General features: G+C 65.1%; 18 protein-coding genes. 11 read left to right on the top strand and 7 right to left on the bottom strand.

All coding sequences use genetic code 11. From position 1 onward, the window contains the following. Positions 1–44 precede the first annotated feature (44 nt). The 3 genes from ACZ7GB_RS11615 to ACZ7GB_RS11605 are packed head-to-tail and all read left to right on the top strand — an operon-like array spanning position 45 to position 2582. Positions 45–1232, top strand: a complete 1188-nt coding sequence (locus tag ACZ7GB_RS11615; protein WP_472158790.1) for a GNAT family N-acetyltransferase — start codon at positions 45–47, stop codon at positions 1230–1232. Between the two features lie 39 nt (positions 1233–1271). Further along, on the top strand, positions 1272–2153 hold the full coding sequence (locus ACZ7GB_RS11610; protein ID WP_347430261.1) for a mechanosensitive ion channel family protein: 882 nt from the start codon (positions 1272–1274) through the stop codon (positions 2151–2153). A 57-nt stretch (positions 2154–2210) separates the two neighbouring features. Further along, positions 2211–2582 (top strand): 4a-hydroxytetrahydrobiopterin dehydratase, encoded by a 372-nt coding sequence (locus ACZ7GB_RS11605; RefSeq protein WP_472158789.1) that lies wholly within the window; start codon positions 2211–2213, stop codon positions 2580–2582. A 54-nt stretch (positions 2583–2636) separates the two neighbouring features. On the opposite strand, the gene ACZ7GB_RS11600 is transcribed toward ACZ7GB_RS11605, so the two are convergent. Then, a complete protein-coding gene (locus tag ACZ7GB_RS11600; protein ID WP_078522341.1) occupies positions 2637–3125 on the bottom strand; it encodes a peroxiredoxin in 489 nt (162 codons plus the stop codon). An 82-nt stretch (positions 3126–3207) separates the two neighbouring features. Here ACZ7GB_RS11600 and ACZ7GB_RS11595 point away from each other — a divergent pair, with 82 nt between their 5' ends. Genes ACZ7GB_RS11595 through ACZ7GB_RS11585 form a run of 3 tightly spaced genes read left to right on the top strand, consistent with a single transcriptional unit; the run spans position 3208 to position 5632 of the window. After that, a complete protein-coding gene (locus ACZ7GB_RS11595) occupies positions 3208–4407 on the top strand; it encodes an NAD(P)/FAD-dependent oxidoreductase (RefSeq protein ID WP_472158787.1) in 1200 nt (399 codons plus the stop codon). Beyond that, on the top strand, positions 4404–4967 hold the full coding sequence (rsmD, locus tag ACZ7GB_RS11590) for a 16S rRNA (guanine(966)-N(2))-methyltransferase RsmD (RefSeq protein WP_472158785.1): 564 nt from the start codon (positions 4404–4406) through the stop codon (positions 4965–4967). Before ACZ7GB_RS11595 ends, rsmD begins: the two co-directional genes overlap by 4 nt. Then, a complete protein-coding gene (locus tag ACZ7GB_RS11585) occupies positions 4964–5632 on the top strand; it encodes an HAD family hydrolase (protein ID WP_472158784.1) in 669 nt (222 codons plus the stop codon). The genes rsmD and ACZ7GB_RS11585 overlap by 4 nt, the downstream gene beginning before the upstream one ends. A gap of 74 nt (positions 5633–5706) precedes the next feature. Here the strand turns inward: ACZ7GB_RS11585 and map are convergent, their stop codons facing one another. Next, entirely contained in the window at positions 5707–6516 is an 810-nt protein-coding gene (map, locus tag ACZ7GB_RS11580; protein ID WP_078550844.1) for a type I methionyl aminopeptidase, read from the bottom strand. Positions 6517–6633: 117 nt separating this feature from the next. Here map and ACZ7GB_RS11575 point away from each other — a divergent pair, with 117 nt between their 5' ends. From ACZ7GB_RS11575 to ACZ7GB_RS11565, 3 genes are read left to right on the top strand one after another with little or no spacing between them, the layout of a single operon-like run. Then, entirely contained in the window at positions 6634–7362 is a 729-nt protein-coding gene (locus tag ACZ7GB_RS11575; protein ID WP_347430257.1) for a competence/damage-inducible protein A, read from the top strand. Continuing rightward, positions 7359–8072, top strand: a complete 714-nt coding sequence (locus ACZ7GB_RS11570) for a GNAT family N-acetyltransferase (protein WP_472158782.1) — start codon at positions 7359–7361, stop codon at positions 8070–8072. Before ACZ7GB_RS11575 ends, ACZ7GB_RS11570 begins: the two co-directional genes overlap by 4 nt. Continuing rightward, positions 8069–9037 (top strand): OmpA family protein, encoded by a 969-nt coding sequence (locus ACZ7GB_RS11565; RefSeq protein ID WP_472158781.1) that lies wholly within the window; start codon positions 8069–8071, stop codon positions 9035–9037. The genes ACZ7GB_RS11570 and ACZ7GB_RS11565 overlap by 4 nt, the downstream gene beginning before the upstream one ends. A gap of 42 nt (positions 9038–9079) precedes the next feature. On the opposite strand, the gene ACZ7GB_RS11560 is transcribed toward ACZ7GB_RS11565, so the two are convergent. After that, positions 9080–9985, bottom strand: coding sequence for a LysR family transcriptional regulator (locus ACZ7GB_RS11560; protein ID WP_152844707.1), 906 nt, complete (start codon positions 9983–9985; stop codon positions 9080–9082). Between the two features lie 225 nt (positions 9986–10210). Between ACZ7GB_RS11560 and ACZ7GB_RS11555 the strand changes: the two genes are divergently transcribed. Next, a complete protein-coding gene (locus ACZ7GB_RS11555; protein ID WP_472158779.1) occupies positions 10211–12226 on the top strand; it encodes an oxidoreductase in 2016 nt (671 codons plus the stop codon). A 73-nt stretch (positions 12227–12299) separates the two neighbouring features. On the opposite strand, the gene ACZ7GB_RS11550 is transcribed toward ACZ7GB_RS11555, so the two are convergent. From ACZ7GB_RS11550 to gatC, 4 genes are read right to left on the bottom strand one after another with little or no spacing between them, the layout of a single operon-like run. Next, positions 12300–12989 carry an N-acetylmuramoyl-L-alanine amidase gene (locus tag ACZ7GB_RS11550; RefSeq protein WP_472158778.1) on the bottom strand — a complete coding sequence of 230 codons (690 nt, stop codon included), beginning with the start codon at positions 12987–12989 and terminating at the stop codon, positions 12300–12302. Further along, complete coding sequence (locus ACZ7GB_RS11545; protein WP_472158776.1) at positions 12986–13720, bottom strand: hypothetical protein; 735 nt, start codon at positions 13718–13720, stop codon at positions 12986–12988. The genes ACZ7GB_RS11550 and ACZ7GB_RS11545 overlap by 4 nt, the downstream gene beginning before the upstream one ends. 1 nt (position 13721) lies before the next feature. Then, positions 13722–15200 (bottom strand): Asp-tRNA(Asn)/Glu-tRNA(Gln) amidotransferase subunit GatA, encoded by a 1479-nt coding sequence (gene gatA / locus ACZ7GB_RS11540; protein ID WP_083076279.1) that lies wholly within the window; start codon positions 15198–15200, stop codon positions 13722–13724. Then, entirely contained in the window at positions 15197–15484 is a 288-nt protein-coding gene (gatC, locus tag ACZ7GB_RS11535; RefSeq protein ID WP_078570776.1) for an Asp-tRNA(Asn)/Glu-tRNA(Gln) amidotransferase subunit GatC, read from the bottom strand. Before gatC ends, gatA begins: the two co-directional genes overlap by 4 nt. Before the next feature lie 180 nt (positions 15485–15664). Here gatC and ACZ7GB_RS11530 point away from each other — a divergent pair, with 180 nt between their 5' ends. Beyond that, entirely contained in the window at positions 15665–16357 is a 693-nt protein-coding gene (locus ACZ7GB_RS11530; protein WP_472158775.1) for a metal-dependent hydrolase, read from the top strand. Position 16358: the final 1 nt, after the last annotated feature.

The following is a 16358-nucleotide window of genomic DNA, read 5'->3' as shown; positions in this document are numbered from 1 at the left end:
GGGTACAGATTCAGGCAAAGGATGGCCTAACCACCCGGGATAAAATGGATCAAAGCGTTGAAATCACGCTTTATTCGGATATTTCCGAAATAAGTGAAGAAGACTGGAACGCCTGCGCCTGCCCCGAAATCGGGGATGGGGAGCGGGCGTTCGACCCGTTCACCACGCATCGGTTTCTTGCGGCCTTGGAGGCCTCCGGCTCGGTCGGGCCGGGCACGGGCTGGGACGCACGGCATCTTGTGGCGCGGATGGGCGATCGGGTGATCGGCGTCGCGCCGCTCTACGTGAAATCGCACAGCCAGGGCGAATATGTCTTCGATCACGGCTGGGCCGATGCGTTCGAGCGTGCGGGCGGGCGCTATTACCCCAAGCTGCAATGCGCGGTGCCCTTCACCCCCGTGGCCGGGCGGCGTCTGCTGGTTCTGCCGGGGCTGGAAGAGGCCGGGGGCCGCGCGCTGCTGGCCGGGATGGCTCAGATCGCGGAAGGGGCCGGGGTCTCGTCGGTCCATATGACCTTCTGCACCGAGGACGAGGCGGAGCTTGCCGCCGAGGCGGGCTGGCTGCCGCGGCTCGGGCAGCAATTCCACTGGTTCAACGACGATTACGAGAGCTTCGAGCAGTTCCTTGGCGATCTGAGTTCGCGCAAGCGCAAGACGCTGCGCAAGGAACGCCAGCGGGCGCAGGCTTTCGGTGGCGAGATCGTGCAGCTGACTGGCGACGATATACGACCCGAGCATTGGGATGCGTTCTGGCGGTTCTATCAGGACACCGGCGCGCGGAAATGGGGCCGCCCCTATCTGAGCCGCGCCTTCTTCGACCTTCTGCACGAGATGCGCGAGGACGTGCTTCTTGTGCTGGCGATGAACGGAGACCGCCCGATTGCGGGCGCGCTGAACCTGATCGGGCGCGATGCTCTGTTCGGGCGATACTGGGGCTGCATCGAGGATCACCCCTTCCTGCATTTCGAGCTTTGCTATCATCAGGCGGTCGATTACGCGATCGCGCACAAGCTGAGCCGCGTCGAGGCCGGGGCGCAGGGCGAACACAAGCTGGCGCGCGGCTACCTGCCCGTGGCCACCCATTCGGCGCATTGGATCGGCCATGAAGGTCTGCGCGGGGCGGTCGCGGAGTATCTGGAGGCCGAACGCGCCGCCGTGGACGAAGATATCGAGATACTTACCGAAATGGGGCCGTTCCGGAGCCCCTCGGGTGGCAGCGATGAGCAGGCGTGATAAGTAGCAGTGTTAAAGGACGTATGACGGGAGCGATGAATGAATTTCAATGACCTGACCGATGTCAGCGCATGGCTGACGCAGGATCGGATCGATGCGGCCATCATGGTTGCGGTGAATGTGGTGGCTGCGCTGGTGATCCTGCTGGTCGCGATGGCGATCTCGGCCTGGGCCAAACGACGCATCGTGGCGCTATCGCAGCGCTACAAACGGCTGGACGACACGCTCTTCGGCTTCCTCGGCAATATGGTGAAATACCTGATCCTCGCGATCGGGGTGATCTTCATCCTCAACCGCTTCGGCATTCAGACGACCTCGCTGGCCGCCCTTGTCGGTGCCGCCGGTCTGGCTATCGGTCTCGCGCTGCAAGGCACACTGTCGAACCTCGCGGCGGGCGTGATGATCATCCTGTTCCGCCCGTTCCGCCAAGGCGATTTCATCGCGGCGGGCTCGGAAAGCGGCACGGTGACCGAGATCCAGCTCTTCTACACGGTGCTGACGACCTATGACGGCATCCAGATCATCGTGCCCAACAGCGACATCTGGTCGAGCGCGATCACCAATTTCTCCGCCAACCCGACGAGGATGATGGATCTGACCATCGGCGTCGCCTATGACGCGGACCTGAAGAAAACGCAGGAAGTGCTGGAGAATATCTCGCTCTCCGATCCGCGCGCCCTGCCGGAGCCTGCGCCCGTGATCCGCGTGAAGCAACTGGGCGACAGCTCGGTCGATTTCACCTTCCGCGTCTGGGCCAAGACGGAAGATTTCTGGGGACTTCAGGCGGAATATACCCGCAAGATCAAGGTGGAGTTCGACGCGAACCGCATCGGCATCCCCTTCCCCACCCGCACGCTCGAAGTGGTGCAGGTGCCGAAGATCGAGACCCGCAGCGTGACCCGCGAAAGCGGCGCCGCTTGAACTGGCGGCCCGCTGCTGCAAGGCTGCGGGCCAGCTTAACGCATCAGGGAGTAAGCGATGACATCGAAGCTCGAACCCGAGGAACGCAAAGCGCTGCTGAACGCGCTTGAAGATACCGGATGGCGCGCGGCCGATGGGCAGGATGCCTTGATCAAGCGGCTTCTGTTCAAGGATTTCTCCGCCGCGTGGGGCTTCATGAGCCAAGCCGCGCTCTGCGCCGAGAAGATGGATCACCATCCCGACTGGCGCAACGTCTACAACAAGCTCGAAATCACGCTGACGACCCATGACTGCGGTGGCGTCAGTGTCCTCGACATCGAACTGGCCGGCGCGCTGGATTCGCTGGCCGAGGGCGTGGCCGAGGTCGACCGCGATATCGGACGCCCGGTGATGCGACTGACCGAGCCGGTCGAAAAAGACAAAGACTGAACGAAAAACGCCCGGCTCCTTGGCCGGGCGTTTTCATTTTGTCAGGGCGGCGGATCAGAGTTCCGCGAGAAGCCCCTCGCCTGCCGAGGCTTCGCAGGTGCCGGGGCTTTCCTCGACATTCAGGTGCTTGACCACACCATCCTCGACGAGCATCGCGTAGCGCTTCGAGCGGTTAATGAGACCCGCGGGCGGCGCGGTGAAGTCCATCTCGATCGCCTGGGTGAAGGCGGCTTCCGGGTCGGCCAGCATGGTCAGCCCTGCATCGGTCGCGCCCGTTGCCTCGCCCCAAGCCTGCATGACAAAGGGATCGTTGACCGAGACGCAGATGATCTCGTCCACGCCCTTTTCGGCGAATTGGTCCTTGGTGCGGATGAAGCTGGGCACATGCGCGGTGGTGCAGACGCCGGTATAGGCGCCCGGCACGGCGAAGATCACGATCTTGCGGCCCTTCATCTTGTCGCCGAGGCTCACGGGTTGCGGCCCTTCATCGCCCACGGCGAGGAAAGTCGCGCCGGGAAGTACGTCGCCGGTCGTTAAGGTCATAGAAAGCTCCGATTTGTTCGCGTTGCACTTGTTCCGCCCGTCGATATAGGGTCAGGCGCGAGCCGGGCCAGTGGAGAAAGTTATGAGCGGAATAGTGATCGTCGGCGCGGGACAGGCCGCAGCCTCCATGGCCGCGAAACTGCGGGCGCTGAAATATGACGGTGCGATCACCGTGATCGGCTCGGAGCCCATTCAGCCCTACCAGCGTCCGCCCCTGTCGAAAGCCTATCTGCTGGGCGAGATGGAGCTGGAGCGCCTGACGCTGCGCGCCCCCGACTGGTGGCAGGAGAACGACATCACGCTGCGGCTCGGCACCTCCGTCACCGCGATCGATGCCGAGGCGCAGACGGTCACCCTGTCGGATGGCGAGACGCTCGATTATTCCGAACTCGCGCTCTGCACCGGGGCCACGCCGCGCCGTCTGCCCGCGGCGATCGGCGGCGATCTGGGCAATGTCTTCACCGTGCGCAACCTCGCGGATGTCGACCAGATGCAGCCCCATTTCACAGAAGGCAAACGGCTCGTAGTGGTCGGCGGCGGCTATATCGGGCTGGAAGCAGCGGCGGTCGCGCGCAAACTCGGCCTCGAGGTCACGCTGGTCGAAGCCGCCCCGCGCATCCTCGGCCGGGTCGCCTGCGAAGAAACCGCAGACGCGATCCGCAAGCTGCACAGCGAGCGCGGCGTCGAAATCCTCGAAGGGGTTGGCCTGACGCGACTGACCGGCGAGGAGACCGTCACCGGCGCAATCCTCGAGGACGGACGCGAATTGCCCGCCGATTTCGTGATCGTCGGCATCGGCATCACCCCCGACGAAGAGGTCGCCCGCGAAGCCGGTATCCATTGCGAAAACGGCATCGCCGCCGACGCGCAGGGCCGCACCTCCGCGCCCCATATCTGGGCGGCGGGCGATTGCGCCTCCTTCCCCGGGGCCGAAGGACGTATCCGCCTGGAATCCGTCGGCAACGCGATCGACATGGGCGAGCTGGTGGCCGCGAACATGCTGGGCGCGGAGCGCGCCTACGCGCCCAAACCGTGGTTCTGGTCGGATCAGTTCGACGCGAAGCTGCAGATCGCCGGGCTCAATGCGGGCTACGATCAGGTCGTCAGCCGCCACGATGACGGCAGCAGCTTCTGGTATTTCCGCGCAGGCCGCCTGATCGCGGTGGACGCAATCAACGATGCGCGCGCCTACATGGTCGGCAAGCGCCTCATCGAAGCGGGCAAGCCCGTGACGCCCGAAGCGGTCGAGACCACGGCAGAGCTGAAAGCCCTGATGAAATGAGAATTATCGGTGGGGCGAAACGCGGGCTGAAACTGGCGGATGTGGGTGCAGGCGACGTGGACGCGCATCTGCGCCCCACGACCGATCGCGTGCGCGAGTCGATCTTCAACCTGCTGACGAATGGCGGGCGTGGCAATCCGGTGCCCGAGGCGAGGGTGCTCGATCTCTTCGCAGGCACCGGCGCGCTGGGGCTGGAAGCTCTGTCGCGCGGCGCGGCCCGCGTGGCTTTCGTCGATGACGGCACAGCCGCCCGCGCACTTCTGCGCCGCAATATCGAGGCGATGCGCGCGATGGGCGTCACCGATGTCTGGCGGCGCGATGCAACCAACATGGGCCCCAATCGCGGCCCCGGCTACGATCTGATCTTCCTCGACCCGCCCTATGGGATGGGGCTGGGCGAACGCGCCCTCGCCTCCTGCCTCGAGAATGGATGGATCGCTCCGGGCGCGATGATCGTTTGGGAAGAGAACACCCCGCCGATCCTGCCCGCCGCCCTCGAACAGCTCGACCAGCGCCGTTATGGCGACACGCTCGTAACCCTTGCCCGGATGCCTGAATGACAAACCACCCGAAGATCCCCCATGCCGTCCTGTTCGATTGCGACGGCGTGCTCGTCGACAGCGAGCCTGCGACCTTCGACCTGATTCAGGAAGAATTCGCCCGCTACGGCGTGCATAAGACGATCTCCGAACTGGAAGAGGCCTTCATCGGCTCCACCATCGAGAATGTCTATCAATGGGGCCGCGAGCACGGGGCCGATCTGCCCGAAGGCTGGGTCGACAGCTATTACGAGGGGCTCTACGCCCGGCTGCGCGAGGGCACCGAACTGATACCGGGCATCCCGCGCCTTCTCGCCCGGCTCGATGCGGAGGGAATTCCCTTCGCGGTCGGCTCGAACGGGCGGCAGGCGAAGATGGAGGCGACGCTCGGGCAGCACCCGGATATTCGCACGCGGCTCGAAGGGCTGCTGTTCTCGGGTCAGGACATGGGACTGCCCAAGCCGAAGCCCGATCTCTACATCCATGCCGCGCGCCATCTGGGCGCTGACCCGAAGGCTTGCGTGGTGATCGAGGATAGCGCCACCGGCGCGCGCGCGGCGAAAAACGCAGGCATGCGCTGCCTCGGCTACTCTCCGAAAGGCGACAATCCGAAGCTCGCGGCGGAAGGCGCGGAACTGTTCACCGACATGGCCCAGGTGCCGCGGCTCATCGGCCTCGACCCTTAAATTTCGGCTTGGCGGAAATATCCCGGGGGGCTGGCGCAGCCAGCGGGGGCAGAGCCCCCACTAACGCCTGAACCTTAGCGCCAGGTCGGGTGGAAACGCCCCGCCGGCGAGGTGGTGAAGATCTCGCAGCCATCGGCGGTCACACCCACCGAATGCTCGAACTGCGCCGACAGCGATTTGTCCCGCGTCACGGCGGTCCAATCGTCGGCCAGAACCTTGGTCTCGGGGCGGCCGAGGTTCACCATCGGCTCGATCGTGAAGATCATGCCCTCTTCCAGCATCGCTCCGGATCCTGCGCGCCCGTAATGCAGCACGTTCGGCGGCGCGTGGAACACCTTGCCCACGCCGTGGCCGCAGAAATCGCGCACCACCGACATGCGGTTGCTTTCGACGAATTTCTGGATCGCATGACCGATATCGCCAAAAGTGTTGCCGGGCTTAACCTGCTCGATGCCGACCATGAGCGAGTCATGGGTAACCTGAATCAGACGCTCGGCCTTGCGGCTCAGATTGCCCGCGACATACATGCGCGAGCTGTCCCCGAACCAGCCGTCGAGGATCACGGTCACGTCGATATTGATGATATCGCCGTCCTTCAGCTTCTTGTCGCCCGGGATACCGTGGCAGACGACATGGTTCACCGAGATGCAGCTCGCGTGCTGATAGCCGCGATAGCCGATGGTCGCCGAGGTGGCGCCCAGCTCGCCCACGCGGCGTTCGATGAAGGCGTCGAGTGCTGCGGTCGTGACCCCCGGCTCCACCAGATCGGCGACCTCGTCGAGGATCTGCGCCGTCACCTGCGAGGAGGCGCGCATTCCCGCAAAATCGCTCTGATCGTAGATCCGGATTCCGTCCTTCGTGGTGCGGCCCTGAGTATCGTCCAACGGTCTGCTCCTTAAGGGTTTCGGCCTTTAGATAGTCACAAAAGCGGGGCTTGGCCAGTGCCCGGGCTTTTCGCGCCCCGTTCCGCGCCCTATACCAAGTCGAAAGGAGCCTCACAGATGCCAAATCCCACCGCAGCGATCCTGATCATCGGCGATGAAATCCTCTCGGGGCGCACCCGCGAGGGAAACGCGCATTATCTGGCCGGACAGCTGGTCGAGCGCGGAATCACCTGCCGCGAAATCCGCGTGGTGCCGGACGACAATGACGTGATCGTGGCCGCGGTGCGGGAGCTCTCGGCAGCCCATGATCACCTTTTTACGAGCGGCGGAATCGGCCCGACCCATGACGACATCACCGCCGATGCGGTGGCCGAGGCGATGGGGGCCAAGCTCGACGTGCGCGAGGATGCCAAGGCGATCCTCGCCGCGCATTACGCAGCCCGCGACACCGAGTTCACCGCCGCGCGGCTGCGCATGGCGCGGATCCCCGACGGGGCGGTGTTGATCGAGAACCCGGTCTCTGCCGCGCCGGGCTTCTCGCTGGGCAATGTCCACGTGATGGCGGGGGTGCCGAACATCTTTCAGGCGATGGTCGAGGGGCTTCTGCCGAAGCTCACCGGCGGCGCGCCGATGATCTCGCGCAGCCTGCAGGTGCTGCGCGCGGAATCCTCGGTGGCCGACGATCTGCGCGCGCTGGCGGGTCGCTATCCCGACCTCTCGATCGGCTCCTACCCCTTCGTGCAGGAGGGCCGTTACGGCACCAATCTCGTGCTGCGCGGCACCGATCCCGTTCAGGTCGACGCGGGCTTCGCCGAGCTGAAGACCGCCTTCCCGGAGGGCACATGATCGACGCCTATGCGATCATCGACGCGACCTGGCCCGCAGCCGAATATCGCCGCGCGGGCGGGTTTCTGATCCGCGACGGGCAAGGTGGCGGGTCGCGCGTCAGCTGCGCGACGCTGGAAGTGCCGCTCGAGCAGGCCGACATTCCGGCCGCCGAAGCCGCGCATCGCGCCCTGGGCCAGCGTCCGCGCTTCATGATCCGCGCGGGCGACGAGGCGTTGGATGCGGTTCTGGAGGCGCGCGGCTACGAATCCTATGATCCGGTGCGGATCTGGTCGGCTCCGATCGCCGTGATGCAGGGCGAGGTGCCGCCCGTGACCGCTTTCGCCCATTGGCCGCCGCTGCAGATCGCCCGCGACCTTTGGACCGAGCTCGATGTCGGACCCGAGCGCCAAGCGATCATGGATCGCGCCGAGGTGCCGAAAACCTGCGTTCTCGGCCGCAAGGAAGACCGGGCCGCAGGCGTTGCCTATATCGCTGTTTATGAAGGGGCCGCGATGCTCCATGCGCTCGCGGTCGCGCCGCAATATCGCCGGATGAACCTCGCGCGCGAGATGATCCATGAGGGCGCACGCTGGGCCGCCGAGGCCGGGGCCGAGCGGTTCGAGATGATCACGACATTTGAAAACGATGCCTCGAACGGGCTTGCCAAGAGCTTCGGCATGGAAGTGCGCGCGCAGTATCACTATCGCCGCGCGCCGGAGGCCGCATGACCGGCCGGGCGTCCCTTCTCCTCGCCGGTCTGCTGGCCGCCCCCCTGTCCCACGCGGCGCTGGCCGCATCGGCGGACCTGACACTGCCCGCAGGCGCCACCCAATCCGCGCAGGAAACGAGCCCCGCCACCAGCTACCAGTTGGCGGTCGGGCCGTGGCAGGACGGTCAGCTCGAGACCCGCGATCTGGAAGGCGCGCGCTCCGACACCGCCTATCAGTTGCGGGCCAATCAGAACACGACACTGCAAATCCTCGCCCCGCTGCGCGACCAGCTCGAACAGGCGGGCTACGACATCCTCTATGAATGCGACACGCAGGCCTGCGGCGGCTTTGATTTCCGCTACGCGCTCGACCTGCTGTCAGAGCCCGCGATGCATGTCGATCTGGGCGACTTCCGCTATATCGCGGCGCGCAAAGGGTCGGATTACTTCGGAATCACCGTGTCGCGCTCGTCCGAGTCGGGCTTCATTCAGGTAACCGAGATGCGGGTGCAGGACGTCACGCCTGCTCAGCCCGACGATCCGCTCGCCCCGCCGCAAACCGCGCCGATTCTGCCGCGCGCCGATGCGCCGGCAGTTGCCCCCTCCGCGCTTGCGCAGACGCTCGAGGCGCAGGGCTCGGTCGCGCTCGACGATCTCGACTTTCCGTCCGGGGCCTCCGCGCTAGGTTCTGGCGATTTCGCCTCGCTGCAAGCACTGGCCGAGTTCCTCAAGGCCAATCCCGATTTTCAGGTGATGCTGGTGGGTCATACCGATGCGGTGGGCTCGCTTGCGGCCAATATCGCGCTGTCGAAGAAACGCGCGCAATCGGCACGGCAGAAGCTGGTCGGCGATTACGGGGTCGCGGCGTCGCAGGTCAGCGCCGAGGGGGCGGGCTTCCTCGCCCCGCGCGCAAGCAACCTGACCAAAGAGGGGCGCGAGAAAAACAGACGGGTCGAAGCGGTTCTCACCTCGACCCGGAGTTAGCGCCAGCTGGCGGAATGGCCCGGCGCGGGAGGGAGTTCGCTCTCACCAGTTGTCGGGGCCCTTCTCGGCGAAGGTCTTGGCGAGGAAATCTATGAAGGCGCGCACTTTCGGCTGGGTGAAACGGCCCGGCGGATAGATCGCGTAGATGCCCAGCGTCTCCATCGGCAGATCGGGCATCGCCTCTTCCACCAGCCCTTCGCGCATCGCATCGGCGTAAAGGAAGGACGGCAGGTAAGCGATCCCCAGACCGGCCGTGGCAGCATGCAGCAACGACTGACCGTCATTGACCGTCAGCCAGCCCGCCGAGCGGACCTGGCGCCGCTCGCCCGAAGGCGCGGTCAGCTTCCAGACATTGCCCGCCGACTGGTTGGAATAATGCAGCAGCTTGTGGTCGTTGAGATCGTCGATCCGCTCGGGGCGACCGAATTTCGCGAAGTAGTCCGGCGAGGCGATCATCCGGCGCGAGGTCTCGGTCAGCTTGCGCGCGCGCAGGCTCGAATCCTCCAGTTCGCCGACGCGGATCGCCATGTCGAACCCTTCGGAGATGAGTTCGACGTATCGATTGTTCAGCACCATATTCACGGTGATTTCGGGGAATTCCTGCAGGAATTCGCCCAGAACGGGCGAGAGAAGGTTCACACCGAAATCGGTGGCGACCGAGATGCGCAGCAGCCCAGACGGCGCCGTCTGCATCGACGTGACCAGCGCATCGGCCTCGCCCGCATCGTTGAGAACACGGCGCGCGCGGTCGTAATAGGCCAGCCCGATTTCCGTCGGCGAAACGCGACGGGTGGTGCGATTCAGAAGACGTGCGCCGAGGCGCGCCTCCAACGCCGAGACGTGTTTCGACACAGCCGATTTGGAGATGCCCATCTTCTTGGCCGCATCGGTGAAGCCCCCTTGGTCCACAACGGTGGCAAAGGCTTCCATTTCAGTCAGGCGATCCATCCCAAACACCCTTCGGCTTGTAATTTCTGTTTCTTATTTCCCGCTTATCGGCACGAAATCGGGCGCAATTTAGACTTCGCGGCGACAATACGAGGGTAACAATCGGAGAGAATCCCGCAGGTTGGTGATCCCTGCGAAACGGTGGCGCTTTCGCTCTGACGCCGCGTTTGACGTGACAAGCTTGGCCTCGCGCCGCAGAGTGCGGGCCAAATCAGGGAGGGTTACATGAGCCAATATCCGCATATCTTCACGCCGCTCGATCTGGGCCATGTGACGCTGCCGAACCGCGTACTGATGGGCTCGATGCACACCAATCTCGAAGAGCGCGGCGACTGGAATGCGGTGGCCGAGTTCTATGCCGAGCGCGCGCGCGGCGGTGTCGCGCTGATGGTGACGGGCGGCATGGCCCCCAATAACGAAGGCGGCGTGTTCCCCGGCGCGGCGGGTCTGTTCACCCCCGAGGACATCGCGCATCACAAGATCATCACCGACCGCGTCCACGAAGCCGGTGGCCGGATCGCAATGCAGATTCTCCATGCGGGCCGCTACGCCTATGGCCCCGATTGTGTGGCCCCGTCGGCTATCAAATCGCCAATCTCCCCCTTCCCGCCGAAAGAGCTCGATGAAGCCGGGATCGAGAAGCAGATCGCCGACATTGCCACCGCCGCCGCGCGCGCCCGCGAGGCGGGCTATGACGGCGTCGAGGTGATGGGCTCCGAGGGCTATTTCCTCAACCAGTTCCTCGTGCGCCACACCAATAAGCGCGAAGACGGTTGGGGCGGCTCGTTCGAGAACCGGATGCGCCTGCCCGTCGAAGTGGTCAAGCGCGTGCGCGAAGCGGTCGGCCCCGATTTCATCGTGATCTTCCGGATCTCGCTGATCGACCTGATCCCCGACGGCTCGACCTGGGAAGAGGTCGTCACGCTCGCCAAGGCCGTCGAGGCGGCAGGCGCCACGATGCTCAACACCGGCATCGGCTGGCACGAGGCGCGGGTGCCGACCATCGTGACGTCGGTGCCGCGCGCGGCCTTCACCTGGCTCACCGGTCGGCTCAAGCCCGAGGTCTCGATCCCGGTCATCACCTCGAACCGGATCAACACGCCGGAAATCGGCGAGAGCGTCCTGGCCGAGGGCTGCGCCGACATGGTGTCGATGGCGCGCCCCTTCCTCGCCGATGCGGATTTCGTGGTGAAGGCGAAAGAGGGCCGCGCCGCCGAGATCGCGCCCTGCATCGCCTGCAACCAGGCCTGCCTGGACCACACGTTCCAGGGCAAGGTCTCGAGCTGCCTCGTGAATCCGCGCGCCGCGCATGAGACCGAGATCGTCATCACGAAAACCGAAGCACCAAAATCCATCGCCGTCGTCGGCGCGGGCCCGGCGGGCCTGTCTGCGGCGATCACCGCGGCCGAGCGCGGCCATGCCGTGACCCTGTTCGACCGCGCCTCGGAACTTGGCGGACAGCTCACCATGGCCCGCTCGATCCCCGGCAAGGAAGAGTTCCACGGCCTCACCGACTGGTTCAAGACCATGATCGAGAAGACCGGCGTGACGGTGAAGCTGGAGACCGACGCCACGCCCGAATTGCTCGCGCCCTTCGACGAGATCATCATCGCGACCGGCGTGCAGCCGCGCGACCCGGAAATCCCGACCGAGGGCGGGCAGGTCGTGACTTATATCGACATCCTCAAAGGCCGCGTCACCGCCGGCAAACGCGTCGCGGTAATCGGCGCGGGCGGCATCGGCTTCGATGTGGCCGAATTCCTGACCGTCACCGACAGCCCGACGCTGGATCTGGAAGAATGGAAGCGCGAATGGGGCGTCGGCGATCCGGCGCAGACTCCGGGCGGGTTGACCAAACCCGAGCCCGAAACCCCTGCCCGCGAGGTCACGCTGCTGCAGCGCAAGAAGGAAAAGCTCGGCCGCCGCCTCGGCAAGACCACGGGCTGGGTTCACCGCGCGGCGCTGCATATGAAGGACGTGAAAATGATCGGCGGCGTGAATTACGAGAAGATCACTGCCGAGGGGCTGCATGTCACTTTCGGCGAGGCGCGCGAGAACCCGACGCTGATCGAGGCCGATACGGTCGTGCTCTGTGCGGGCCAACTCTCGGACCGCTCGCTGGCCGATGCGTTGATCGCGGCGGGCCGCACCCCGCATGTGATCGGCGGCGCGGATGTGGCGGCGGAACTCGACGCGAAACGCGCCATCGATCAGGGCACCCGGCTCGCCGCCGCGCTCTGATCACCTCTTCGGCTTGGAAGAAATATCTCGGGGGGCTCCCGGAGGGAGTGGGGGTAGAGCCCCCTCCCCGACCTCAACTCGATCGCCACGCCCCGCCATCCGCGCCGAAGCGCATCGCCAGATCGGCGACCAGTGCCATATCGACCGTATCCAGCGGCCCCTCATGGCGCGGACGGAAGCGCAGGCGGAAAGCGGGCAGGATCGTCGCGAGCGGCGCTTCCGGGTAGCCAAGGCTCGAGGCCAGCGCGAGGAAGCTCTCGGCGTCCACCACGGGTGCAGCAGTGCCACGCTCAGGCCAGATCGCCAGGCCCTGCCGCGCGAGGCGCTGCCAATCGAAACGCGGCCCCGGGTCGATCTTGCGCTCGGGCGCGAAATCCGAATGGCCGATGACGTTTTCCGGCGCGATTGCCCAGCGGCGCATAATCTGCGGCAGCAGCTCTTCCAGTGACGCCATCAGCGGCTCGGGGAACGGACGGTCGCCTTCATTGTCCAGCTCGATCCCAATGGAGCGCGAGTTCACATCGCCCAGACCCTGCCAGCTCCCCAAGCCTGCATGCCAGGCGCGCATCTCTTCGGGCACGAGCTGCTCGACCGAGCCATCGCGACCGATCAGCCAATGCGCGGAGACCTCCGCCTCGGGGAGGCATAGGCGCGTGCGTGCAGATTCGCAGGACCGCATCGCGGTGTAGTGGATGACGATAAGCTCCGGCACCGCCCCATCGCGGCGCGGGCCGTAATTGGGCGAGGGCCAGTCGGCGCTCACTGACGCGCTTGCTGGAACGGCGTCGGATCCCAACCGCAGGCGAAACCGTCGCCATCGGGATCGAGGTTCAGCCGGTCTTTCTGCGGACCGCCCGCCGAGAGGAAGGCGCGCTGCGCCTGATCGGCGGACGTGTATTTTGCGCAAGCCTTGCTCGCGGAGGTCAGCTTGATGCCCGACCGCTTGTAGACGGAATCACCCGGCCGGTTCGACACCGACAGCGCATAGGCGGCGAGGTTCGGGCCCGAGCTGTCCTGATTGCTGATCGTGTTCTGCGTGACCGGCGCAGTGGCGAGGCTGCTCGACGCGGTGGTGTCGAAGCCCGGCGAGCTGGCCGTGGTGCTTGACCCGGCGGTGCTGTTCGACGCGTCGGTCTGCTGCAGTGCGGCCATCGCATCGGCCCCGATCGCAGCGCCGCTATTGTCGCCGCCATTCGAGCTGGAGGCCGAGGTCGACGGGTCGTCGCCAATGGTGCCGCCAGCGTCGATCGTCGGCGCAGAGAGCGCATTGGTCGTGCCGGGCATCGCGGTGCCGGTCGCGTTCAGCGGAGCGCCGGGCGCGTCGGGGTTCGTCGTGCCATTGTCGGTCGGCAGAACGCTCTGCGCCGAAGGCGGCACGATGGGCTGGCCGCGCAGTTCGGCCTCGCGACGGGCCTCGGGGCCACTGTCGGGGATCGAAGAGATACAGCCCGAGAGGGCCAGAACGCCGCCGAGGGTCGCGAGTGCCTGTTTCATGTTACCACCATTTCTCCGGTTTGGCCGAGAAGCCTGCGGCCTGTTCGAGGACATGGGCGTGGTTCAGCAGATCGCCCTCTTCCCAGGGCCGCCCGATGAGTTGCAGCCCCAGCGGAAGCCCCTTGCTGTCCAGCCCGCACGGCACCGAAACGCCGGGAAGGCCCGCAAGGTTCACCGTCACGGTGAACACGTCCTGCATATACATCTCGACCGGATCGGCGCCGTCCATCTCGCCCAGCCCGAAAGCGGCCGACGGGGTGGCGGGCGTCAGGATCGAGTCGATGCCCTGCGCGAAGACCTGCTCGAAGTCGCGCTTGATCAACGCGCGGACCTTGCGGGCGCGGTTGTAATAGGCGTCGTAGAAGCCAGCCGACAGCACATAGGTGCCGATCATCACGCGACGCTGCACCTCGGGGCCGAAGCCTTCGGCGCGGGTCTTCTCGTACATGTCGACGATGCCCTCGCCCGCCGCGAGCTTGGCGCGGTGACCGTAGCGCACGCCATCATAGCGCGCGAGGTTCGACGAGGCTTCCGCCGGGGCCACAACGTAATAGGCGGGCAGCGCGTATTTCGTATGCGGCAGCGAGATATCGACGATCTCGGCGCCTGCATCTTTCATCATCGCGATGCCGTCGTCCCAGAGCTTCTGGATTTCGGCGGGCATGCCCTCGATGCGGTATTCCTTCGGGATACCGATCTTCTTGCCGCGAATGTCGCCGGTCAGCGCCGCCTCGAAATCCGGGACCGGAATATCGGCGGAGGTCGAATCCTTCGGATCGTGCGAGCACATCGTGCCCAGCATGATCGCCGCGTCGCGCACCGATTTGGTCATCGGGCCCGCCTGATCGAGCGAGGAGGCAAAGGCCACCACGCCCCAGCGCGAGACGCGGCCATAGGTTGGCTTGATGCCGACGATGCCGGTGAAGGCGGCGGGCTGGCGGATCGAGCCGCCGGTATCGGTGCCGGTCGCGGCAAGGCACAGATCGGCAGCCACGGCGGCAGCGGAACCGCCCGAGGAGCCGCCCGGCGTCAGTTTCCGGTCGTCGATCTTCCACGGGTTCACGGCGGGACCGTAGCAGGCGGTCTCGTTCGACGAGCCCATCGCGAATTCGTCCATCGACAGCTTGCCGAGCATCACCGCGCCCGCATCCCACAGGTTCTGCGTGACGGTGGATTCGTATTCCGGCTTGAACCCGTCGAGGATGTTCGACGCGGCCTGCGTCGCCACGCCCTTGGTGGCGAAAAGATCCTTGATGCCCAGCGGGATACCGCACATCGCGGGCGCATCGCCCGACTTGATGCGGGCATCGGCGGCCTTGGCCTGCTCCAGCGCGATCTCGGGGGTCTTGTGCACATAGGCGTTCAGCGCGCCAGCACCCTCGATCTCGCTCAGGCAGGACTCGGTCAGTTCGACCGCGGTCACATCGCCCTTTTTCAACGCGTCGCGCGCGTCGGCAATCGTCAGTTTGTTCAGGCTCATTCGACCACCTTCGGCACGGCAAAGAAGCCCTCACGGGCATCGGGTGCGTTCTTGAGGATTTTCTCGGGATAACCGCCATCGGTCACCTCGTCGACGCGGCGCTTGAGGCGCATCGGCGTCACGGAGGTCATCGGCTCGACGCCCTCGACGTCGACCTCGCCCAGCTGCTCCATGAAGGTCAGGATGCTGGAAAGCTCCTGCGCGAGCTCGGGCAGATGGTCTTCGGGCACCCGGATCCGGGCCAGATGCGCCACTTTGCGGGCGGTGTCGATATCAATGGACATGTGCTTCTCCGCTTGTCTTGGAAGGCGGTTTAGCCCGAGCCACTGGGGCTTTCAAGCGCCGCGCCCCGCATCAGCGGGCCCCTGCCCTGTCACACGCGAATTTGCGCGCTAATCTTGGAACCTGCACAGTGCTGATACGTCACCCTGTCACAATCGAAGTGCCTAACGGAGGAAACCCATATGAAAGTCATTTGGCTCGGCCATTCCGGCTTCCGCATCGAAACCGGCGATGCGGTGATCCTGCTCGACCCGTTCCTGACCGGCTCGCCGGTCTTTCCGGACGATAAGCGCAGCGAAGCGATCGAAGGCGCGACGCATCTTCTGCTGACCCATGGCCATGGCGATCACGCCTCCGATGCGGTGCCGATCGCGAAGGAACTGGGCATTCCGATCTACTGCATTCACGAATTGTCGATCATCCTTGGCGCCGAGGGGGTCGAAACCGTCGGCTTCGGCAAAGGCGGCACGGTCGATTTGGGCGGCGCGAAGGTTACGATGGTCAACGCGACCCATTCGGCCTCGATCGATTACAAGGGCGGCGACCCGGTCTATGCAGGCCAGCCCGCGGGCTTCATGATCGAAGCCGAGGGACACACGATCTATGTCACCGGCGACACCGACATCATGGCCGACATGGAATGGATGGGCGAACTGCATAATCCCGATATCGGCATCCTCGCAGCGGGCGGCCATTTCACGATGGACATGAAGCGCGCGGCCTGGGCGTCGAAGAAGTATTTCAACTTCAAGACCGTCATCCCCTGCCACTACAAGACTTTCGATGCGCTGGAGCAATCGGCCCAGCCGCTCATCGACGGCTTGCCGGGGGTGGATGTCATCGAACCCGAGATACTCAAAGCGATCGAGCTCTAAG

Source organism: Thioclava sp. PTB-PU3-1, from assembly GCF_055666785.1.
The sequence above is the reverse complement of the archived record's forward strand: the minus strand, read 5'-3'. Positions and strand labels throughout refer to the sequence as shown.